This is a genomic window from Pseudomonas sp. FW305-28, from assembly GCF_017351395.1.
Classification (GTDB): domain Bacteria; phylum Pseudomonadota; class Gammaproteobacteria; order Pseudomonadales; family Pseudomonadaceae; genus Aquipseudomonas; species Aquipseudomonas fluorescens_AA.
Map to the genome: position 1 here is coordinate 1 of NZ_JACNDD010000088.1, position 20,586 is coordinate 20,586.

Annotated in this window: 19 protein-coding genes and 1 pseudogene; 9 read left to right on the forward strand and 11 right to left on the reverse strand. The window is 61.8% G+C overall.

From position 1 onward, the window contains the following. Positions 1 to 48: 48 nt before the first annotated feature. The 3 genes from J4E53_RS19740 to J4E53_RS19750 all read right to left on the reverse strand — a co-directional run bounded on the left by J4E53_RS19740 (position 49) and on the right by J4E53_RS19750 (position 2,510). On the reverse strand, positions 49 to 597 hold the full coding sequence (locus J4E53_RS19740; RefSeq protein WP_103309740.1) for a DUF4174 domain-containing protein: 549 nt from the start codon (positions 595 to 597) through the stop codon (positions 49 to 51). Positions 598 to 867: 270 nt separating this feature from the next. Further along, entirely contained in the window at positions 868 to 1,653 is a 786-nt protein-coding gene (locus tag J4E53_RS19745; RefSeq protein ID WP_092174893.1) for a sulfite exporter TauE/SafE family protein, read from the reverse strand. 107 nt (positions 1,654 to 1,760) lie between these two features. Beyond that, on the reverse strand, positions 1,761 to 2,510 hold the full coding sequence (locus J4E53_RS19750) for a hypothetical protein (RefSeq protein ID WP_103309739.1): 750 nt from the start codon (positions 2,508 to 2,510) through the stop codon (positions 1,761 to 1,763). A 296-nt stretch (positions 2,511 to 2,806) separates the two neighbouring features. Between J4E53_RS19750 and J4E53_RS19755 the strand changes: the two genes are divergently transcribed. Next, complete coding sequence (locus J4E53_RS19755) at positions 2,807 to 3,958, forward strand: aldose epimerase family protein (RefSeq protein ID WP_060738248.1); 1,152 nt, start codon at positions 2,807 to 2,809, stop codon at positions 3,956 to 3,958. A 231-nt stretch (positions 3,959 to 4,189) separates the two neighbouring features. Continuing rightward, on the forward strand, positions 4,190 to 5,011 hold the full coding sequence (locus J4E53_RS19760; protein ID WP_060738249.1) for an aldo/keto reductase: 822 nt from the start codon (positions 4,190 to 4,192) through the stop codon (positions 5,009 to 5,011). A gap of 143 nt (positions 5,012 to 5,154) precedes the next feature. Here J4E53_RS19760 and J4E53_RS19765 read toward each other — a convergent pair whose 3' ends face one another. Further along, positions 5,155 to 7,518 (reverse strand): DNA polymerase II, encoded by a 2,364-nt coding sequence (locus tag J4E53_RS19765; protein ID WP_103309737.1) that lies wholly within the window; start codon positions 7,516 to 7,518, stop codon positions 5,155 to 5,157. A 318-nt stretch (positions 7,519 to 7,836) separates the two neighbouring features. On the opposite strand from J4E53_RS19765, the gene J4E53_RS19770 reads away from it, so the two are divergent. The 5 genes from J4E53_RS19770 (at position 7,837) to J4E53_RS19790 (ending at position 11,792) form a co-directional block, all read left to right on the forward strand. After that, complete coding sequence (locus J4E53_RS19770) at positions 7,837 to 8,277, forward strand: CBS domain-containing protein (RefSeq protein ID WP_060738251.1); 441 nt, start codon at positions 7,837 to 7,839, stop codon at positions 8,275 to 8,277. A 69-nt stretch (positions 8,278 to 8,346) separates the two neighbouring features. Continuing rightward, entirely contained in the window at positions 8,347 to 8,943 is a 597-nt protein-coding gene (locus J4E53_RS19775; protein WP_103309735.1) for a paraquat-inducible protein A, read from the forward strand. Beyond that, positions 8,940 to 9,599 carry a paraquat-inducible protein A gene (locus tag J4E53_RS19780; RefSeq protein WP_103309733.1) on the forward strand — a complete coding sequence of 220 codons (660 nt, stop codon included), beginning with the start codon at positions 8,940 to 8,942 and terminating at the stop codon, positions 9,597 to 9,599. Before J4E53_RS19775 ends, J4E53_RS19780 begins: the two co-directional genes overlap by 4 nt. Further along, on the forward strand, positions 9,580 to 11,238 hold the full coding sequence (locus J4E53_RS19785; RefSeq protein WP_060738254.1) for an intermembrane transport protein PqiB: 1,659 nt from the start codon (positions 9,580 to 9,582) through the stop codon (positions 11,236 to 11,238). Before J4E53_RS19780 ends, J4E53_RS19785 begins: the two co-directional genes overlap by 20 nt. 17 nt (positions 11,239 to 11,255) lie before the next feature. Then, a complete protein-coding gene (locus J4E53_RS19790) occupies positions 11,256 to 11,792 on the forward strand; it encodes a membrane integrity-associated transporter subunit PqiC (RefSeq protein ID WP_060738255.1) in 537 nt (178 codons plus the stop codon). 80 nt (positions 11,793 to 11,872) lie between these two features. Here the strand turns inward: J4E53_RS19790 and J4E53_RS19795 are convergent, their stop codons facing one another. Continuing rightward, the gene (locus J4E53_RS19795) at positions 11,873 to 12,502 is read right to left on the reverse strand and encodes a glutathione S-transferase family protein (protein ID WP_103309731.1); all 630 of its coding nucleotides are present in this window, start codon (positions 12,500 to 12,502) and stop codon (positions 11,873 to 11,875) included. 221 nt (positions 12,503 to 12,723) lie between these two features. Here J4E53_RS19795 and J4E53_RS19800 point away from each other — a divergent pair. Beyond that, a pseudogene (locus J4E53_RS19800) lies at positions 12,724 to 13,074 on the forward strand (phage infection protein); the annotation flags it as partial. 221 nt (positions 13,075 to 13,295) lie between these two features. Here J4E53_RS19800 and J4E53_RS19805 read toward each other — a convergent pair. The 4 genes from J4E53_RS19805 to J4E53_RS19820 form a co-directional block, all read right to left on the reverse strand. Continuing rightward, the gene (locus J4E53_RS19805; protein WP_060738257.1) at positions 13,296 to 14,390 is read right to left on the reverse strand and encodes a DUF1615 domain-containing protein; all 1,095 of its coding nucleotides are present in this window, start codon (positions 14,388 to 14,390) and stop codon (positions 13,296 to 13,298) included. A gap of 272 nt (positions 14,391 to 14,662) precedes the next feature. Beyond that, the gene (hemB, locus tag J4E53_RS19810) at positions 14,663 to 15,637 is read right to left on the reverse strand and encodes a porphobilinogen synthase (protein ID WP_060738258.1); all 975 of its coding nucleotides are present in this window, start codon (positions 15,635 to 15,637) and stop codon (positions 14,663 to 14,665) included. 117 nt (positions 15,638 to 15,754) lie between these two features. Then, complete coding sequence (locus J4E53_RS19815) at positions 15,755 to 16,612, reverse strand: PhzF family phenazine biosynthesis protein (protein ID WP_060738259.1); 858 nt, start codon at positions 16,610 to 16,612, stop codon at positions 15,755 to 15,757. Beyond that, complete coding sequence (locus J4E53_RS19820) at positions 16,609 to 17,307, reverse strand: glutathione S-transferase family protein (RefSeq protein WP_060738260.1); 699 nt, start codon at positions 17,305 to 17,307, stop codon at positions 16,609 to 16,611. The genes J4E53_RS19815 and J4E53_RS19820 overlap by 4 nt, the downstream gene beginning before the upstream one ends. A 305-nt stretch (positions 17,308 to 17,612) precedes the next feature. On the opposite strand from J4E53_RS19820, the gene J4E53_RS19825 reads away from it, so the two are divergent. After that, positions 17,613 to 18,287, forward strand: a complete 675-nt coding sequence (locus tag J4E53_RS19825; protein WP_060738261.1) for a hypothetical protein — start codon at positions 17,613 to 17,615, stop codon at positions 18,285 to 18,287. 99 nt (positions 18,288 to 18,386) lie between these two features. Here the strand turns inward: J4E53_RS19825 and mnmH are convergent, their stop codons facing one another. After that, positions 18,387 to 19,490, reverse strand: a complete 1,104-nt coding sequence (gene mnmH, locus J4E53_RS19830; RefSeq protein WP_103309730.1) for a tRNA 2-selenouridine(34) synthase MnmH — start codon at positions 19,488 to 19,490, stop codon at positions 18,387 to 18,389. Next, positions 19,490 to 20,524 carry a selenide, water dikinase SelD gene (gene selD / locus J4E53_RS19835; protein WP_103309728.1) on the reverse strand — a complete coding sequence of 345 codons (1,035 nt, stop codon included), beginning with the start codon at positions 20,522 to 20,524 and terminating at the stop codon, positions 19,490 to 19,492. Before selD ends, mnmH begins: the two co-directional genes overlap by 1 nt. Between the last annotated feature and the right edge of the window lie 62 nt (positions 20,525 to 20,586).

Below are 20,586 nucleotides of genomic sequence, written 5' to 3' on the forward strand. Positions count from 1 at the left end.
GCTCCCACGGGTTTGAGGCTTAACTGACTGGCATTGGCCACACGGGCATCAGTCATCCAGCGGCTTCGGCGGCGCTGTCGGCTTGGTTGCCTTGCCAGGCTTGGTGCCTTTCGCATCCTTGGCCGGTGCGGGCTCCGGCGCGGGAGGTGGCGCCGGGGGCGTCGCTTCTTTTTCCGCGGCGGGGAGTTTATCGACGGTGTCGAAGAGGTCTTTCAATTCGATCGCCCCGGAATGCTCAAGCTTCTTTTCCCCGTCCTTGCCCACCAGGATGATCTTGGTCTGGGCCCCGGCGCCCAGCTTGAGGGAGCGGATCAGCGCCATGGTGCTTTGCGGGTCCAGGTCCTTGCCATCGCGCTGCCCAATGGTATTGAGCACGGTGTAGAGCACCATGTTGCGCTCGGAAAAACCCTGCTTGCCCGCCGGTTCATCCAAGGCCTTTTTCAGGCTGACCCAGGCCGGGTCGACTGTACTGGGCGCGATGACGATCAGGGCGCGCGCCCTGCCTGCATCCGCCACCAGGGGTGAGTCGCCATCGGCTGCGAACAGGGGGCCGGCGATGGCCAGCAAGGTAGCGAAGGTCAACGACCGAATGAGCATGCGCCTCTCCTTTTGATATTTACGCTGTACTGATTGCACAGGGCGGCGATTGTTCCGCGAGAGTCGCTCAATACTGCGCCTGCCTGCCTTGAAGCTTAGGCCAGGGGGATCATTGCGCAACCGTAGGGAGAGTGCGGCGCGAGAGTTGGAACGGGGATCACTGTGGGAGCGAGCTTGCTCGCGATAGCGGTGGTTCAGCTTGCATCGATGCTGAATGTGCCTGCGTCATCGCGAGCAAGCTCGCTCCCACACTGGATCGGGGTGATCGTTCTAGAACGCCAGCTTGAACCCGATCATCGCCAGCATCACCGCCAGGCAGGGGCGCAGCAGCTCGTCGGAGATACGGCCCGACAAATGACTGCCCAGGTAGATCCCCGGCAACGAACCGATCAGCAGGAAACCCAGGATGTGCCAGTCCATGTTGCCCATGCTCGCATGGCCCAGGCCAGCGACGAGGGTCAGCGGCACGGCGTGGGCGATCTCGGTGCCCACCAGGCGCTTGGTGACCAGGAACGGGTAGAGGATGAACAGCGCGACAGTGCCCAGGGCGCCGGCGCCAATGGACGTCAACGCGACCATCGCCCCCAGTACGAGACCGGTGATGACCGTCAGCACATTGAGACGCGCACCAGAGGGGTTGTAGTGCCCCCCGGCACGGTCGTGGGCGAATTGCAGCAAACGCTTCTTGAACAGGATTGCCAGGGCGGTGGCGAACAACACGAAGCCCAAGGCTTGCTTGATCACCGCGTTCATGGCGTCGGGCGAGCTGTGCAAGCTGCTGAGGAACCACAAGGTCAAGCCGACCGCCGGCACGCTGCCCAACGTCAACCAGCCGGTGATGGCCCAGTCGATGTTGCGGTTCTTGGCATGAACCAATACGCCGCCAGACTTGGTAATGGCCGCATACAGCAGGTCCGTACCCACCGCCGTCGCCGGGTTGATACCAAACCACAACAGGATCGGGGTCATCAGCGAACCACCGCCGACGCCGGTCATTCCAACGATGAAGCCGACCACCAGGCCCGCAACGACTAAACCGACATTACCGAAATCCATTAAACCCGTCTCAGCACGACCGCGTGAAAAATCTGGCCGCGAGCATAGCGATTTTTCTTATAACTCCCTATATCGATATGATCTATCTTTATTCCTTTCTCCTCTAATCACTGAACCGGGAGGAAATTGAGGAACAGCAGGCTCTGGGCGTAATTCAAACCGATACGCCGGTAACGCTCGTCGAGCATCTGGGTCAGCAGGTCCAATCGGGCGACAATTTTCCCGAACTCGACGGCAAAACTCAGGTTGCTGCCCTCCTCCGAAATCTCATTGGAAAACAGCAGCGGCTTGCCGTCCTTGTTCTGCCGCTGGCTAAGCAGCCAAGTGGCTTTTTCGATGTTGCGCGCCGCATTGCTGACAAAACGCGGGTCGATGGTGTCGGTCATGTAGAACTCGAGGCGATTGCCATGAGCGGTGACCAGCATGCTGCCGATGGCATAGATGAACGCCCCGACCCGATCACCGAGAAACTCCGGGCTCATGGCGTAGCTCAGGGCGGCCAGGTCCTTCTTGCCACCCAGGGTCGGCAAGGGTTGTTGCTGCTCGATGGCCATGCGCACCTGTTTTTCCGCGGTGCGGGCGTCAAGAAAGCCGGATTTGCGCAGTTCCTCGGGGTTGCGCAGGTAAAGCTTGCTCATCAGCAGGTAGAGGCTTTGCAGGTTGTCGTGCATGGCCAGCGTTGCCATGCGGTCGACACTGGTCTGCAAGAACTCCTGGGGCTTGGCATTGCTGAACTGCGTGACCATGTCCTGCCCCTGTTGATGGCTGCAGCCGCCGCTGAACAGCATCGACACAGCGACCCACCCTGCCATGCAGGCACGGCGCAACCTCGTCACAGAAGAAAAAACACCGGCCATCGAGTCTCAATCTGGGCAGGGGGAAGCGATGGGGGTCGCCGCTTCCAGGCCATGGATAGAGCGGCAAAAATCGCAAAAGTGCAGTGCCCAGAGAAAATCCTCGACCTTTGGCAAAGTCTTTTTTGCCTAATTAGTCTTACTTTTTAATTGATAAATCTTAATTTATGGCTATAAATCCCTTTTCACCCATCAAATAGAAAGACTACTAGACGAAAAAGCCTTCATCGCTGTCCGACCAGTAACGGACTCGACCCGCGTTAAAACAACAACAAAACAACAGGAAGGAAGGTCATACCATGCTTGAATCCAGACAACTGCTCACGGCCCTCGGAGTGTCTCTGATGATCGCCACCTCGGCTTCCCAGGCTGCCGGCCTGACCAATGAACGCGCTGCGTTCGGCAAGACCGACGACGGCACGGCGGTGGAGAAATTCGTACTGCGCAACAGTCATGGCATGGAGGCCACGGTCATCACCTATGGCGGCATCCTCCAGTCATTGAGCGTGCCGGACAAAAACGGCAAGGTCGCCGACATCGTGCTCGGTTTCGACGATGTGCAGGGTTACCAGAAGAATGGCAGCGTGTATTTCGGCGCGACCATCGGCCGCTTCGGCAATCGCCTGGCCGACGGGGCCTTCGAGCTGGACGGCAAGCGTTACCAAGTGCCGCAGAACGACCATGGCAACTCCTTGCACGGCGGGCCGCAAGGGTTCGACAAACGTGTCTGGAAGGCCCAGCCCCACAATGCCAAGGACTCGGTGGGCGTCACCCTGACCTACCTGTCACCCGACGGTGAGATGGGCTTTCCCGGCGCACTGAAAACCGACGTCACCTACAGCCTCAACGAACAGAACGAGTTGCGCATCGAGTACCAGGCCACCACCGACAAACCCACGGTGCTGAACCTGACCAACCACAGCTATTTCAACCTGGCCGGCGCAGGCAACGGCGACATACTCGAGCAGGTCGCAACCCTGCACGCGGCCCACTACACACCGGTCACCGGCAAACTCATTCCCACCGGCGAACTGGCCCCGGTGGCCGGCACACCGATGGATTTCACCCAACCCACCGCCATTGGCACCCATATCAAGGCTGATCACCCACAACTCAAATTCGCCGAACCGAAACAGGGCGGCTTCGACTTCAACTGGGCACTGGACGCCAAGGGCGATGTGAAAAAACTGGCCGCCGAGGTGTATGACACGGAGTCCGGACGACGCCTGCAGCTGTACACCACCGAGCCTGGCGTGCAGTTCTACACCAGCAACTTCCTCGATGGCACCGTCAAGGGCAAGCAAGGCAAGGTCTATCCGCATTGGGGCGCGTTCACCCTGGAAACCCAGCACTACCCCGACTCGCCAAACCAGCCGAACTTCCCTTCGACGCGGCTTGATCCGGGCCAGACCTACACCCAGACCATGGTGTTGAAGTTCTCCGCGAAGTAACGCCCCCACCGAATCGTTCCCATGCTCTTGTGGGAGCGAGCTTGCTCGCGATAGCGGTGTGTCTGCATGTGATGATGCTGGATAGGCCGACGCCTTCGCGAGCAAGCTCGCTCCCACGGGTTGGTGTTGAGTTCGGATGCTGCGGGCTCGCGCAGAGCATGGGAACGATCCATGCGGGAACACTTGGTCTATCCTGCTGCCACACGTCAAAGCAAAAAACAGGAGATAGGCATGAGGACGCTGGAATTGGCGGGTGTGTCCGTACCGGTAATCGGCCAGGGCACCTGGCGCATGGGTGAAGAACCGTCCCATCACAAGAAAGAAGTCGCAGCCCTGCGGTTGGGGATCGAACTGGGCATGACCTTGATCGACACGGCGGAGATGTATGCCGAAGGCGGTGCCGAGACCGTCGTTGGCGAAGCGATCACCGGCCTGCGCGACCAGGTGTTCCTGGTGAGCAAGGTCTATCCCCACAACGCCAGTCGCAAAGGCATTCCCCTGGCCTGCGAACGCAGCTTGCGCCGGCTCGACACCGATTACATCGACCTGTATCTGTTGCACTGGCGCGGGCAGTACCCTTTGGCAGAAACCGTCGAAGCGTTCGAACGCCTGCGCGAAGAAGGCAAGATCGGTCGTTGGGGTGTGTCGAACCTTGACGTCGATGACCTCGAGGAGCTGGCCTCGCCGGCCTGCGCCACCAATCAAGTGCTGTACAACCTGCAGGAACGCGGCATCGAATTCGACCTGCTGCCCTGGTGCCAGCAACGGCGCATGCCGATCATGGCTTACTGCCCGGTCGGCCAGGGCGGGCACCTGCTCAAGGATCACACCCTGGCACAAATCGCCGAACGCCATCGGGCAACACCCGCGCAGATCGCATTGGCCTGGTTGCTGCGCCAAGACAATGTGATTGCCATACCCAAGGCTGTGAAACCTGAACATGTGCGCCTGAATGCCGAAGCGGCGAATCTCAGGCTCGAGCCTCAGGACCTGGCCGCCCTGGACCTGATATTTCCCCAGCCCCAGGGCAAGCAGCGGTTGGCGATGGTTTAATCCTCGCGCAAAACGCTTGTTGTGGCGAGGGAGCTCGCTCCCGCTCGATCGCGAAGCGATCGCAAAAGGGGCCACTGCGCAGCCCAGCGGGAGCAAGCTCCCTCGCCACAAAGGCATCCTGCCAATAACCGGGCCTCCTCCCTTCAGAACAACCCCATCTGCCCCCCCACCAACGTCGAAAAGTCATCATCCACAAACGGCAGGATCGCATCCGCCACCGGCTGCAGTTGTTTGGTCACGTAGTGGTCGTAATCGATTGGCGCACTGCGAATTTCCAGCGGCTCGGGGCCGGCGACAGTGATGACGTAGCTGATCCAGCCGCCATTCTGGTACTGCCGCGGACGGCCCTGGCGCTGGTTGAACTCATCGGCCAGCCGCGCGGCCCGCACGTGGGGTGGGACGTTGCGCTCGTAATCCTCCAGCGGCCGCCGCAGGCGCTTGCGATAGACCAACCGATCATCGAACGCACCGGCCAGGGTCTGCTGCACATAATCACGCACATACTCCTGGTAGGGCTTGCGGTGGAAGATCCGCCCGTACAATTCCTGCTGGAACTGCCGGGCCAGCGGCGACCAGTCGGTACGCACGGTTTCCAGGCCTTTGTAGACGATTTCATCACTGCCGTCGGCGCGGGTCACCAGCCCGGCATAGCGTTTCTTGCTGCCCTCCTCGGCGCCCCGGATGGTCGGCATCAGGAAGCGCTTGAAGTGCGTTTCGAACTGCAGTTCCAGCGCGCTCTCCAACCCGAACTCGGCACGCACTTGCTCACGCCACCATTGGTTGACGTGTGCCACCAATTCGCGACCGATCCTGGCCGCTTCCTCCTGACCATGGGCGCGACGCAACCAGACGAACGTGGAGTCGGTATCGCCATAGATCACCACATGGCCCTGGGCTTCGATCAACTGGCGGGTGCGCTGCATGATCTGGTGGCCACGCAGGGTGATGGACGAGGCCAGGCGCGGATCGAAGAAGCGACAACCACTGGAGCCGAGCACGCCATAAAAGGCGTTCATGATGATTTTCAACGCTTGGGACAGCGGCGCATTGTGTTCGCGCTTGGCGGTCTCCCGGCCTTCGGAGACCCGCGCGACGATGGCCGGCAGGCAATGTCGGCTTCGGGAGAAGCGCGCCCCGCGAAAGCCCGGCACCGACTCGCGGTCATCCGGGTGACGCAGCCCTTCGATCAAGCCCACCGGGTCGATCAGGAAGGTACGGATGATCGACGGATACAGGCTCTTGTAGTCCAGCACCAGCACCGACTCGTAGAGCCCCGGCTGGGAATCCATGACAAAACCACCCGGGCTGGCCTCCGGCGGACGCTGGCCGAGATTGGGTGCCACAAAACCCTGGCGGTGCATCAGCGGCATGTACAGGTGCGTGAAGGCCGCCACCGAACCGCCGCTGCGGTCCGCTGGCAGGCCGGTGACGCTGGCCCGTTCCAGCAGGAACTTGAGCAGCTCGGTCTTGGCGAAGATCCGCGTCACCAGCTCGCAGTCCTTGAGGTTGTAGCGGGCCAGGGCCGGCTTGTCCTCGGCGAACATGCGATTGATCTCGTCCATGCGCTGGTACGGGTTGTCGATGGACTTGCCCTCCCCCAGCAGCGTCTGGGCGACGTTTTCCAGGCTGAACGACGGGAAGCTCCAGGTCGCCGAGCGCAGGGACTCGATCCCGTCGATGATCAGTCGACCGGCCGCCGAGGCGAAAAAGTGGTTGTTGCGCGCGCCGTGCTCGCGCCACTGCATTTCTTCGCCAGCGCGGCCCAAACGCAACGGCACCGCCAGCCGCCGGGCATGTTCATGCAGCACCCGCAGGTCGAATTGCACCAGGTTCCAGCCAATGATCGCATCGGGGTCGAAACGGGCGAACCAGTCGTTGAGTTTCTTCAGCAGCAGCGTGCGCGAATCGCAGTACTCCAGCTGGAAATCCACACCGCTATCGTCGCCATTAGGTGGCCCGAGCATATAGACCTGGCGCTCGCCGCAGCCTTCCAGGGCAATGGAATACAAATCGCCCTGGGCGGTGGTTTCGATGTCCAGGGACACCAGGCGCAACGGTGGACGGTAGTCGGGCGCCGGTTTCATCTGGGCATCCACCAGCAGGCCATCGGCGGCCGGCGTACCGCCGAACCACACCGGGGCGGTGATGAAGCGCTCCATCAGGTAGCGCTCCGGCGGCCGGATGTCCGCTTCGAACACCTCCACACCGGCGCGGCGCAAGGTGCCGTCCAGGCGCATCAGTTGGGCGTGTTGCTGGCAATACAGGCCCAGCACCGGGCGATGCTCGAAATCCAGCAGGTCCAGGGGGCGTAGCTCTACCTCCTTTTCCCCTTGCAGCAAGGCTTCGAGCTGGCCGCGCTGGATCTGCGGCACAAAGGCCACCGACGTCTGCACCGGCAGGCGCACGCGCCGGGGACCGGCGTCGGTCGCCAGCCAGAACTCGACTTCGGTGCCGGCCGGGGTGTCGCGCCAATGCCGGGTCAGGACGAAGCCCTGCTGTAAATCCACCGCTGAAACCTCGAATTTTGCGTAGACGACGATTCTACCTGTGGCGAGGGGATTTATCCCCGCTGGGCTGCGAAGCAGTCCTAAAACCTGCCAACGCTGTGTGTCAGGTCGATGTCATCAGCTTATTGGGGCTGCTGCGCAGCCCTACGGGGATAAATCCCCTCGCCACAACAGCGCCTGACCACGGGATGGGTGGTAATTTCCCGGGCAATGACGCTTTTGGACGATTGGCCGCCGCTTTACCGCTTGCTCTGCGCCGTTGGGTCTACGATGCTTTAACAACCAGCAAAAACAACACCCCCGACCCGAGGCTTCCCCATGAAAACCGTCGCGCAGTTGCTCCGGCTAAAAGACGATAAGAACCAGCAAGTGCACACCATCTCACCGGACGACATGGTATTGCAGGCCCTGATGCGCATGGCCGAGAAGAACGTCGGCGCCTTGCTGGTGGTGAAGGACGAAAAAGTGCTGGGGATCATCAGCGAGCGCGACTATGCACGCAAAATGGTCCTGCACGGTCGCTCATCCGTGGGCACGAAAGTGAGCGACATCATGGTATCCCCCGTGATCACCATCGACCCGCACCAGAATGTCGAGACGTGCCTGAGCATCATGACCGACAAGCACTTGCGACATTTGCCGGTGGTAGAAGACGGCAAGCTCGTCGGGCTGCTGTCCATTGGCGACCTGGTCAAGGAAGCCATCGCCGAACAGGCCGACCTGATCCGACAACTGGAGCAATACATTCGCGGCGAATGATCCCTTCCATCGGGTTGCTCATTCCCAACACACTTCTATATTGAAGGGGTTGTTCCTGCGAGCATCCCGATGGCCGCCACCGACCGACTGATCATTTGTGAACATTGCGATGCGGTGTACGAGCCGGTTGTGCTCGCCCCGCATCAAAAGGCCACGTGCGTGCGCTGCCACGCGGTGATCCAGCGCTACAACGGCCTGACCATCGAACAGCGCCTGGCCTTGAGCGTGACGGCCGCGGTGCTGTGGGCTTTCGCCAACCTCTACCCGGTGATGAGTATCCGTCTCCAGGGCCTGAGCAACAGCGCGACGTTGTGGGATTCCATCGTGGCGCTGAGCCTGGGGCCCATTACCTTCATCGCCCTGGTGACAGCGGTGGCGATCATCATTGCACCGGCCTTCCAACTGGCGCTGCTGCTCTGGGTACTGGGCCATGCCTACCTCCAGCGGCGGGCGCCAGGGTTCAGCCTGTGCATGCGCAGCCTGGAAACCCTGCGGCCCTGGAGCATGCTGGAGGTGTGCCTGCTGGGCGCGCTGGTGGCGGTGATCAAGCTCGCCGGCCTGCTGGACGTGCTCCCGGGTATCGGCCTGTTCGCCCTGGCGGCCTTGAGCCTGCTGATGATCCGTATCGCCGGGCGCGATGTCCGCGACCTGTGGGACACCCCATGAACGGCCAGCCGCAGGACACCCCGCCAGAGGCCCGCGACCTGGACCTGTGCCTGTGCCACAGTTGTGGCCTGGCCTGCGACATGGCCGACGGCCCCCAGACCTGCCCGCGTTGCGACGCCGCCCTGCACCGCCGCAAACCCGACGCCATCACCCGCACCTGGGCCTACATGCTCGCGGCGCTGGTGTTCTACATCCCGGCCAACCTGCTGCCAGTCATGAACACCCAGATGCTCGGCGAAGGTGCCGACAGCACCATCATCAGCGGTGTCATCGAGTTCTGGCAAAGCGGCGCCTGGGACATCGCGCTGATTATCTTCATCGCCAGCATCGCGGTGCCCGGCATCAAGTTCGTGGTACTGACCCTGCTGCTGGTGACCGTACAACGACGCAGTACCTGGGCCCAGGTCCAGCGGGCGAAGCTGTACCGGCTGGTGGAAGTCATCGGCTACTGGTCGATGCTCGATGTGCTGGTGGTGGCCCTGGTGGCCGCCCTGGTCAAGTTCCAGGCACTGAGCGATATCGAGCCACGACCGGGTATCCTGTTCTTCGGCCTGGTGGTGCTGTTCACCATGCTCTCGGCCATGAGTTTCGACCCCCGCCTGATCTGGGACACTCAACCATCCGAGGAGGTCATGGATGAAGTCGCAAGCCACTGACGGGCAACAACCCGCCCCCGGCCGGGCCCACGTCACCACCCGCCGCTGGACGGTGTCGCTGGTGTGGATCGTGCCGATCATCGCGGTGCTGGTGGGTGTTTCCCTGGTGGTCCACAACTGGCTGCAGGAAGGCCCGACCATCACCATCACCTTCAAGACCGGCCAGGGCCTGACCGCCAACAAGACCCAGGTGAAATACCGCAACGTGGTCATCGGCCAGGTCACCGACGTGCAACTGAGCAACGACCAGAAGAACGTCACCGCCACGGTCAAGCTCGCCAAGACCGCCGACACCTTCACCCACGAAGACTCGGTGTTCTGGGTCGTACGGCCGCGCATCGGGGCCGGTGGGATCTCGGGGATCGACACGCTGCTGTCCGGTGATTTCATCGGTGCCGACGCCGGCCAGTCGAAAGTGCGCGCCAAATCCTTCACGGGGCTGGAGAACCCGCCGCCGATCACTTATGGCGAACCGGGCAAGCGCTTCACCCTGCACGCCCAGGACCTCGGCTCGCTGGACATCGGCTCGCCGGTGTACCTGCGCAAGATCCCCGTGGGCCAAGTGGTGTCCTACGCCTTGGACGCCGACGGCAAAGGCGTCAACATCGACGTGTTCGTCAACGCGCCCAACGATGTGTATGTCACCGAAAACACCCGGTTCTGGAATGTCAGCGGCGTGGACGTGAACGTCGGCGCCAACGGTTTCGCCGTCAAGACCGAATCGCTCTCGGCCTTGCTGTTGGGCGGCATTGCGTTCCGGGCACCGGAGTACAGCCCCAACGATACCGCCGCCAGCGAAGACAAGACCTTCGAACTGTTTGCCGACCAGCAGAGTGCTCTCGCCCCACCCGATGGCAAGGGCCAATACCTGGCCCTGCGTTTCGACCAGGCCCTGCGCGGGTTGCGCGTCGGTGCGCCGGTAGAGTTCCTCGGCGTGGAAGTCGGCAGGGTGGTGGCCATCAACCTTGATTTCGATGAGAAGCAACGCAGCTTTCCGGTCAACGTCGGCGTAGTGATCTACCCTCAGCGCCTGGGCAAGGCCCATGAAAAACTGCTCAAGTCGCTCAACCACGACCCCGAAGACGAAGCCGCCGGTGCCCGCCTGATCGGCAGCTTCGTCGAGCGCGGCCTGCGCGCCCAGGCCCGTAGCGGCAACCTGCTGACCGGGCAGTTGTACATCTCGCTGGACTTCTACCCCAAGGCCGAAAAAGTGGTCTTCGACCCCAGCGCCCGCCCCGTGCGTATCCCGACCCTCCCGGGCAGCCTCCAGCAATTGCAGGAACAACTACAGACGATGGTCGAGCGAATCAACAAGCTGCCACTGGAGAGTATCGCCGGCAACCTGGATGGCAATCTGGTGGAGCTGCGCAAAGGCCTGGCCCAGTTCAACAGCAAGACCTTGCCAGGGGTGCAAAACACCTTGCAGGACGTCAGCAAGACCCTGCAATCGGCCAACTCGACCCTGGCCGAAGATTCACCCCAGCGTGAACAACTGACCCAGACCCTGGACGACCTGGGGCGCATGTCGCGTTCGCTGCGCGAGCTGTCGGACTACCTGAGCCGCCATCCCGAATCGCTGCTTCGCGGCCGGCCCAAGGACGCACCGGCACAGAACCTCACATTGCCGGTGAAAGAATGAGTACAGGAGCCCGTCCCATGCCACTGACGCTGAAATTCACCCTGCTCGCCATGGCACTGCTGCTCGGCGCCTGTCGCAGCGATCCGATTCATTACCACACCCTGAGCCCGGCTCAGCCGACAGGCCAGGCACGCGCCGGCGTGGACATCCAGATCGAACAGGTGAGCGTCCCACCCCAGGTGGATCGCACCCAAATGGTCATTCGCCAGGGCAACAGCGGGTTGGCGATCCTGGAAACCGAATGGTGGGGTGCCAGCCTGGCAGATGAACTGCACAGCAGCCTGGACGAACAACTGAGCAACCCTGGCGCGCCGAAATCATCGCTGCGGGTAGACGTGCAGCGCTTTGACTCGATTCCCGGCCGCTATGCCCGCATGGACGTGCAATGGCGCCTGCGCAACCTGGGTGGCGATACCCGCCCCCTCACCTGTCGCAGCAGCCTGCAAACGCCGGCGGGGGCCAGTATCGACGAACTGGTGACGGCGCATCAGCAGAACGTCCAGCAGTTTGTCGACTTGGTTGAGCAGGCGGCTGTACGCAAGGCTTGTCCTTGACCTGTAGGCGCTGCCGGGGGCTGCGATCTTGAGATTCATGCATCAGGGAAAGATCGCAGCCTCGCTTCGCTCGGCAGCGCCTACGAAGGCCAATGCAACGACAGCATCGGTGCAACGCGCGGATGGTGGTCGATGCGCTCCAACAATCCGTGGAACGCCGGACGGGCGTTGAGCATTGCCTCCCGCGTGTTTCTCCACTTCGTGATCACGGCCGCCAGGATATCCATCGCCCCCGGCTCGGCACCGCCAAGGAAAGGCTGGGCCGGGAACTGATCGGCAAACAGCGCCCAGTTGCGGTACAGCCGCTGCTGGGTGCCCGCTACCAAGCGCTGCCGAGTCGCTTCGTCCGCATCGTCCAACCAGCGTTCCGGAAAATCGATGATGCCGATGGGCGTGTAGCAATTGGCTGCGATATAGACCAGCCCCCGTATGGCTTGGGCACGCTGGGTTGCGTCATCAGGGAGCAGCTTCGAGGCCGGAAAGGTCAGCCCGAGGTGAATCAGGATCGCCGCCGCTTCGGTCAGCACCGAGCCGTCCGGCAACTGCAAGGTCGGGACCTGCTTCTGAGGGTTGAGTGCCTCGAGCGCTTTCGCGGCGTCGTTGTCCTGGGTCGAATAGGCATCGACCCGCCGATACGCCACATCACAAAGGTCCAGGGCAATCTCCACCGCCGCAGAACCGGATTGCCTGTAACCGAATAACTGGTACATGAACTTGCCTCCTGCCTGTGGTTTACCCGGTAGAGCCCACAAACCTGGCTGTGTTCCACCCGGAGGACGACGCGCACGTTGCGGCTCAGCTTCGACATCGATGCGACTGACGAGCTATCACTGCCGTCGATGTTCACCATCATGCCAATGAAGTTCTCTTGATGATCGCCCGGGACAACAATGGCCCCACACAAACCACTGCACCCCCGGAGCACACCATCATGAAACGCCAAGTCATCCTCAGCCTCGCTTTCTCCGTACTGGCCGCCAACGTATTTGCCGCCTCCTCGCAACCCGTCGTCGCCGAAGGCGGTTCTGATCGCCTGATCGAAAACCGCGTCGCTGAAGGTGGTGCCGATCGCCTGCTGGAACGTCGCGTCGCTGAAGGTGGCTCTGATCGCCTGATCGAAAACCGAGTCGCTGAAGGTGGCTCCGATCGCCTGCTGGAACGCCGTGTCGCCGAAGGTGGCTCTGACCGCCTGATCGAGAACCGTGTCGCTGAAGGCGGTTCCGATCGCCTGCTGGAACGCCGCGTCGCCGAAGGTGGCTCCGATCGTCTGATCGAAAACCGCGCATGAGTTGCTTGACTGCAATGCCTGAAAATATCGCAAATCATGTGCAACACACCCCGTGGCGAGGGAGCTTGCTCCCGCTCGGGCGCGCAGCGGCCGCAACGTTCAAGCAGCCGCCGCGCAGCTCACCCGACACACCGCTCCAGAACACCTCCAAACCCAACCCATCACAGTAAAAGCCCGGCCTCATCCGCCGGGCTTTTTCATGTTTCAACGCCTGGCTAGCGCCCCGCCGCCCGCGCCATGCAGCGCTGATAACGCTCATCCACCCGCTTGGCAAACCACGCTGTGGTCAGCTTGCGCGTGATTTTCGGGCTCTTGAGCACGATCCCCGGCAATACCGCCCGCGGCAACGGCTTGCCCTCGGCCCGCTCAGCCAGTTCGAACACACGCTTGTAGAGCTTGCTGTCCTCGAACGCCAGGCTGTCGCCCTGCTCCAATTGATCGCGAATGGTCGGGTTGCGCATTCCCAACGACTTGCCCAGCGTGCGTACCGCCAGCTCCGTGCTGCCCGGCATGATTGAATCATGGGCAACCAGATCGCCATCCAGCGCCAGGGAAATGCCCGACGCTACACTCACCCCATGCTGGAAAGCCGCGTTGCGACTGGCGTACCACCCGGCATTGAAATCGGCGAAACGATACAACGGCTCGGTATAGTTCACCGGATAGCCCAGCAAATGCGCGATACCGAAATACATCCCACCACGGCGACTGAACACTTCGCGACGAATCGAGCCATCCACCGTGTAGGGATAATCCCGCGCATGGGCCTGGGCAAACGCGATACTGACCTGCATCGGCCCACCCGTGTGCACCGGATTGAAACCGCCGAACAGGGTCTTGCCCAGCGGCACCATGCCGATGAAATCATCGAAAATCCCGCTCAGCTCTTTCTCGCTACGGGCCGCGTCGAGCCGATCGCTGTAGTTTTTGCCATTGGGCGAACGCACCTGGAGCGCGCCGCTGACCAACAGCTCCGGAATGTGCACCTTCGCCGCACGGCGGTTGATCTCCTGACGAGCGATCTTGCCCAGCCCCGGCACCGGCGGGTCGGCCTGGAACGTCGACTCCTGCTCGGTCACCGCCAGGACCGCACAGATATTCTGCGTCGTGGACGGGATCTGCTGGGCCGCAAAGGCCACGTAAATATCAGTCGCCCAGCCTTCACGATCCACCGTCTTGGCCGGCAACAACTGCACGATCTGCTTCTTGACCTCAGCGGGCTGGCGCTCGGGCTCCTGCAACTGACGGCTGCCGCAACCGGCCAGGGCCAGCAACGCCGCGAGGCTGATCATCAATGGGTTGAATTGCATGGTGCTCCATCGCGTTCGTTATTCCGGAGCAACCATACGATCAAAAGTGGATGCGGGCTATGCCCAATGTGGGAGCGAGCCTGCTAGCGATAGCGGCGACACAGGCACCCTCGATGCAAGCTGACACACCGCTATCGCGAGCAAGCTCGCTCCCACAGGAGAATAGCGGTGTACCCGGATCTTCCGTCCAACACAAAAACCCATGTGGGAGCGAGCTTGCTCGCGATGACGGCGGTACAGTCACCACTGAGGCAAGTAGAAGGAACGCAGGATCAGATCCCACTCAGCGCCAGGTCCATGGCGAAGTAGGTGAAGATCAGGTCTGCCCCCGCCCGCTTGATTGCGCCAAGGCTCTCGCGGACCACACGGGCTTCGTCGATGGCGCCGGCCTGGGCGGCGAATTTGATCATCGCGTATTCGCCACTGACCTGGTAAGCCGACAACGGCAGATTCGAAGCCTGGCGAATATCGCGGATGATGTCGAGGTAGGCACCGGCCGGCTTGACCATCAGCGCATCGGCACCCTCTTGCTCATCGAGCAGGGATTCACGCAAGGCTTCGCGGCGGTTCATCGGGTTCATCTGGTAGCTCTTGCGGTCACCTTTCAGTGCGCTGCCGCCGGCTTCGCGGAACGGCCCATACAGCGCCGAGGCGAATTTGGTGGAATAGGCCATGATCGCCGTCTGGCTGAAACCGGCTTCATCCAAAGCCTTGCGAATCGCCTGGACCTGGCCGTCCATGGCCGCCGACGGCGCGATCACATCGGCACCGGCGCGGGCCGCCGCCACGGCTTGCTTGCCCAGGTTGATCAAGGTCCGGTCGTTGTCCACTTCATCGCCGTGGAGCACGCCGCAGTGACCATGGTCGGTGTATTCACAGAAGCAGGTGTCGGACATCACGATCATTTCCGGCACCGCGTCCTTGCAGATCCCGGCCATGCGTGACACCAGGCCGCGCTCGCGCCAGGTGTCGCTGCCCTCGTTGTCCAGGTGATGGGACACGCCAAAGGTCATCACCGACTTGATGCCAGCACGGGCATAGCGTTCGATCTCACCGGCCAGCTTCGACTCCGGGATGCGCACCACGCCGGGCATGCTCTTGATCGGTACAAAATCATCGATTTCTTCTTCGACGAAAATCGGCAGCACCAGATCGTTCAAGGTGAACTCGGTTTCCTGGAACAGGCTGCGCAGGCTTGCATTGCGACGCAGGCGGCGTGGACGTGCTTCGGGGAACTGGCTGGACATGGGACTCCTGGGCAAAAAAATGGTATTCGATCACAGGGAGCGAAGCTTATGCCCAGGCCAGCCAGGGCACAAACGCCAGCTGGAAAACAGAGTGTTACCAGCCGGGTAATAATCGCCTCACACGGTCAGCGAGCCATTGATGCACGTCACGACGGCACCACCAATCCAAACCTCTTCTCCCAACTGCTCGACATGAATTCGCCCGGCCCGGCCCATCGTCAGCCCCTGGCTGACCACGTAGGACGCAGGCGCCAGCCCTTTGCCCAGCATCCATTGGGCAAGCCCGGCGTTCAGGCTACCGGTGGCCGGATCCTCGGGCATGCCATCCCCGGCGATAAAGCCGCGCACTTCGAAGTGGGCCTCATCGCCATCCACGGCCCGATCCCAGGGTGCAACCACGCCCACGGCCAGATCCAGCAACTGCGGGTAATCCGGCTCAAGCGTCAGGACTTGCTGGCGATCCTTGAGCATCACCGCCAACCAGCCGGCACCGTTATCGACCCATTGCGCCTCGACAATCGCCTGCGCTGCGAGCCCCAGCCCCTTGCGAACCCGCTCCAGCAGCTCGGCCTCCAACGGACCGGACTTGAGCAAGGGCGGCGCGAGGAACGCCAACCCATGATCGCTGCGGCGCACCCTGACCAGGCCGACACCGCACTCCTGCACGATCTCCTGCCCTTTCGGCACGCCTCCGGCTTCCAGCCAGGCGTGACAACTGCCCAGGGTCGGATGCCCGGCAAACGGCAACTCGGTGGACGTGGTGAAAATACGCACCCGGTAATCGGCTTCCGGGTGCTGCGGCGCCAGCAGGAACGTGGTTTCGCTGAGGTTGGTCCAGTTGGCAAAAGCGGCCATGCGCGAGTCACTGAGCCCATCGGCCCCCAGCACCACCGCCAGCGGATTACCCTTGAGCGGTACGTCGCTGAATACATCCAGTTGTTTGTAATCGAATCGGCGGGTCGTCGGTTTGCTCATTCCGGAATCTTCAACCCGCGGGCCACCGCCGGTCGCGCCAGGAAGCGCTCCAATACCCGCGTCACATTGGGGAAGTTCTGGATACCCACCAAATCACCGGCTTCATAAAAACCGATCAAGTTGCGCACCCAGGGAAACGTGGCGATATCGGCAATGGTGTAGCGCTCGCCCATGATCCAGTCCCGCCCTTGCAGACGGCCATCGAGCACCTTGAGCAGGCGCCTGCTTTCCTCGACATAACGATCCCGTGGCCGCTTGTCCTCGTAGTCCTTGCCAGCGAACTTGTTGAAGAACCCCAACTGCCCGAACATGGGCCCGATCCCACCCATCTGGAACATCAGCCACTGGATCGTCTCGTAGCGCGCCGCCGACTCCTGGGCCAGCAACTGTCCGCTCTTGTCCGCCAGATAAATCAGGATCGCCCCCGACTCGAACAACGCCAACGGCTGGTCCCCCGGCCCATGGGGATCGAGAATCGCCGGGATCTTGTTGTTGGGGTTCAGGGACAGGAACTCGGGCGACAGCTGGTCGTTGCTGGCGAAGTCCACTTTGTGGGGCTCGTACGGCAGGCCGATCTCTTCCAGCATGATCGAAACCTTCACGCCGTTGGGGGTTGGCAGGGAGTAGAGCTGGATCCACTCCGGGTATTGGGCGGGCCATTTCTGGGTGATGAGGTGTGGCGTCAAGTCGGGCATGGGTCGGCTCGGAAATGAAGAAAACCCCGAGGATAATCCAAGATGTTGGGGACGACACCACTGCCCGTCACAGAATTCACGTCGTCCCTTCTTAATTCAGCAACATCCTGTCGTTAACGTTCGTCCCATCTCCTGACGGAGATCGCTACAGTGCACCGGAATCGAACCAAAGCGCTCGAAGGGACTCTGAGCAATGCCCGCGAAGAACCGACGAGGCGTAACGACAGGGAAAACACCCGAGGCCAAGCGCTTCGCGGTGCCAGGGTTTGTCAGCCTGACTCAAGCGTGCTGAAGACTATTATTCGATGATGAACCCACTGAATTTCGCCAGACGCTTCAAACACCGTTCGTGGCTGATGCTGCCAACGCTGCTTGTGGTCTGTGGCCTGGTGCTGTCGCTGGAATCCAGCGTCAGCCGCGCCCAGCCAGCCGACGGCGTCCAGACCCTGGTGTTCCTGCGCCACGCCGAGAAACCCGCCGGTGGCCTGGGCCAGCTCAACTGCCAGGGCCTCAACCGCGCCATCGACCTGGCCACCCTGCTGCCGGAAAAATTCGGCAAGGCCGACTACGTGTTCGCGGCCAACCCGACCCGCAATGTCGAAGAGGGTGAGCTGGACAACTCCTACAGCTATATTCGCCCGCTGATGACCATCAGCCCCAGCGCCATCAAGCTCGGGCTGCCGGTAAACATCAATTTTTCAGCCAACGACACCAGCGACCTGGCTGACGAGTTGCTGCACGACAAGTACCACAACTCCACCATCTATACCGCCTGGTCCCATGGCTACCTGCCGGAGCTGATCAACAAGGTCGCCGGTGAGGCGGTGGGCAAGGAGCAGACCATTACCGAAGACTGGGCCTCCGGGGACTTCGATTCGCTGTATGTGCTGACCCTGACCTGGCACAACGGCAAGGCCAGCCTCACCAGCCAGAGCTACAAGCAAGGTTTGGACAATGGCCAGCAAACCTGTCCGACCTGATCATCCGTGTGGGAGCGAGCTTGCTCGCGATAGCGGTGGGTCAGCTTGCCTCAAGAGTGCCTGTGTCGCCGCCATCGCGAGCAAGCTCGCTCCCACAGGTCACCGTACCGGGGCCGCCCGCTCGCGCAAGTACTCCAGCACCGCCGCCTGCTCTCCCGAGAACTCGATCCGCAAGCCCTTCTTTTCCCGCTGGAACACGTACATCGGGTCGTAATACTCACGCAGCAAACCCTCGATCCAACCGCGATGCACATCGACGGCACCGCTGCGGGCCTGCTCGGCCAGGGCTGTTTCCAGGATGTCCTTCAAGCGCCGATGACGGTCGCCCCCCAGGCGTTTGTGGATGTTGTCCAGGCTTGCCAGCAATCGCTCGGAAAACAGCGAAAAACCTTCGTCGCCATGTACCGCGACAAATTCTCCACACAGGTCGATGACGTAATCCTGCAGGATCCGTTCGACCCGGCGCTCCAGGCTGTCTTCCAGCCAGACCATCGGAACCTGCTGCATGCGCTGGTACAAGGACAGTGGCAAGGCGCAGCTGCCGACCGCGCGGCTCTCATCTTCCAAGACAAACTGTTCGATGCCGGCGGCGCGTTTTTTCAGCACATCCACGGCCAGGCGGTTTTCAAAATCGATGTTGGAAGGCTGGCCGGTGGCGCGTTTGCCAAAGCTCGAACCGCGATGGTTGGCATACCCTTCCAGGTCCAGGCTGTTGCCCAGTTGGCCCAGCGCTTCGGTCTTGCCGGTACCGGTCATGCCGCCCAGCAGCACCAGGTCGCACTCGGCGACCGCCTGTTCGACGGTGTCCAGCAAGAACGTGCGCATGGCCTTGTAGCCACCACCGACCCGAGGATAGTCGATGCCCGCTTCGTCCTTGAGCCATTGCTGGACGATCTGCGAACGCAAGCCGCCGCGAAAGCAATACAGCAGACCGTCGGGATGGGCCTTGGCGAACGCCGCCCAAGCCTGGATGCGCTGGGCCTTGGTCTCACCGGACACCAATTGATGCCCCAGGACGATGGCGGCCTGTTGCCCCTGTTGTTTGTAGCAGGTCCCGACACGTTGCCGTTCGTTGTCGGTCATCAACGGCAAATTGACCACGCCGGGGAAAGCGCCCTTGATGAATTCGACGGGCGCGCGCGTGTCCATCATCGGTCGGTCATGGAGGAAGATGTCGCGGTAATCGGTGATGTCATGGCTCATCAAGACACCTCGACCGCGTAACGCTGTCGCTCGACCAACTCGCCGATGGGCTCCAGTGCAAGGCCGAGCTCAGTAGCCACCCGCAGGAACTCCTCCTCGCCTTCGGGGGTGACGGCAATCAACAGGCCGCCGCTGGTCTGTGGGTCGCACAGCACTCGCTTGTGCAGCTCCTGGACCCGACCGACCTTGCTGGCGTAGCTGTCGTAGTTGCGCAGCGTACCGCCCGGCACACAGCCCAGGTCGAGGTAGTATTCGACGCCCGGCAGACGCGGCACCGCGTCATAGCGGATGCGTGCGGTCAACTGGCTGCCGTCGGCCATTTCCACCAGGTGCCCGAGCAGGCCGAAACCGGTGACGTCGGTCATCGCCGTCACGCCATCGAGCTTGCCGAAGCGGCTGCCGGGTTTATTGAGGGTGCACATCCAGTCACGGGCCAGGCCAACATCGGCGGCGCGCAGCTTGCCTTTCTTTTCCGCCGTGGTGAGGATGCCGATGCCCAGGGGCTTGGTCAGGTACAGGTGGCAACCGACGGTGGCCGTGTCGTTGCGTTTCATATGACGCTTTTGCACCAGGCCCGTGACCGCCAGGCCGAAGATCGGCTCGGGCGCATCGATCGAATGCCCGCCCGCCAGGGGAATACCCGCCTCGTCACACACGGAACGACCACCGCGAATCACTTCCCGGGCAATTTCCGGGGCCAATACGTTGACCGGCCAGCCAAGAATCGCGATGGCCATCAGCGGATCGCCGCCCATGGCGTAGATGTCGCTGATGGCATTGGTGGCGGCGATGCGACCGAAATCGAAGGGATCATCAACAATCGGCATGAAAAAATCGGTGGTCGAGACCACCCCACGCTCTTCGTCGATGGCATACACCGCAGCGTCGTCGCGAGAAGCATTGCCGACCCACAGCTTGGGATCGAGGTTCTGCGCACCGCTGCCGGCCAGGATCACTTCCAGAACCTGGGGCGAAATCTTGCAGCCGCAACCGGCGCCGTGGCTGTACTGGGTCAGGCGAATCGGCTCGCTCATGGGCATCTCTCCGGTCAATCAAGGGGATCGATTCTAACAGCAACGCCGCCGACTCAGTGCCG

What these genes read in the sequence shown, in the direction of transcription:
- J4E53_RS19740 (WP_103309740.1), bottom strand. Translation starts at nt 597, where the DNA reads ATGCTCATTCGGTCGTTGACCTTCGCTACCTTGCTGGCCATCGCCGGC.
- J4E53_RS19745 (WP_092174893.1), bottom strand. Translation starts at nt 1,653, where the DNA reads ATGGATTTCGGTAATGTCGGTTTAGTCGTTGCGGGCCTGGTGGTCGGC.
- J4E53_RS19750 (WP_103309739.1), bottom strand. Translation starts at nt 2,510, where the DNA reads ATGGCCGGTGTTTTTTCTTCTGTGACGAGGTTGCGCCGTGCCTGCATG.
- J4E53_RS19755 (WP_060738248.1), top strand. Translation starts at nt 2,807, where the DNA reads ATGCTTGAATCCAGACAACTGCTCACGGCCCTCGGAGTGTCTCTGATG.
- J4E53_RS19760 (WP_060738249.1), top strand. Translation starts at nt 4,190, where the DNA reads ATGAGGACGCTGGAATTGGCGGGTGTGTCCGTACCGGTAATCGGCCAG.
- J4E53_RS19770 (WP_060738251.1), top strand. Translation starts at nt 7,837, where the DNA reads ATGAAAACCGTCGCGCAGTTGCTCCGGCTAAAAGACGATAAGAACCAG.
- J4E53_RS19775 (WP_103309735.1), top strand. Translation starts at nt 8,347, where the DNA reads ATGGCCGCCACCGACCGACTGATCATTTGTGAACATTGCGATGCGGTG.
- J4E53_RS19780 (WP_103309733.1), top strand. Translation starts at nt 8,940, where the DNA reads ATGAACGGCCAGCCGCAGGACACCCCGCCAGAGGCCCGCGACCTGGAC.
- J4E53_RS19785 (WP_060738254.1), top strand. Translation starts at nt 9,580, where the DNA reads ATGAAGTCGCAAGCCACTGACGGGCAACAACCCGCCCCCGGCCGGGCC.
- J4E53_RS19790 (WP_060738255.1), top strand. Translation starts at nt 11,256, where the DNA reads ATGCCACTGACGCTGAAATTCACCCTGCTCGCCATGGCACTGCTGCTC.
- J4E53_RS19795 (WP_103309731.1), bottom strand. Translation starts at nt 12,502, where the DNA reads ATGTACCAGTTATTCGGTTACAGGCAATCCGGTTCTGCGGCGGTGGAG.
- J4E53_RS19805 (WP_060738257.1), bottom strand. Translation starts at nt 14,390, where the DNA reads ATGCAATTCAACCCATTGATGATCAGCCTCGCGGCGTTGCTGGCCCTG.
- hemB (WP_060738258.1), bottom strand. Translation starts at nt 15,637, where the DNA reads ATGTCCAGCCAGTTCCCCGAAGCACGTCCACGCCGCCTGCGTCGCAAT.
- J4E53_RS19815 (WP_060738259.1), bottom strand. Translation starts at nt 16,612, where the DNA reads ATGAGCAAACCGACGACCCGCCGATTCGATTACAAACAACTGGATGTA.
- J4E53_RS19820 (WP_060738260.1), bottom strand. Translation starts at nt 17,307, where the DNA reads ATGCCCGACTTGACGCCACACCTCATCACCCAGAAATGGCCCGCCCAA.
- J4E53_RS19825 (WP_060738261.1), top strand. Translation starts at nt 17,613, where the DNA reads ATGATGAACCCACTGAATTTCGCCAGACGCTTCAAACACCGTTCGTGG.
- mnmH (WP_103309730.1), bottom strand. Translation starts at nt 19,490, where the DNA reads ATGAGCCATGACATCACCGATTACCGCGACATCTTCCTCCATGACCGA.
- selD (WP_103309728.1), bottom strand. Translation starts at nt 20,524, where the DNA reads ATGAGCGAGCCGATTCGCCTGACCCAGTACAGCCACGGCGCCGGTTGC.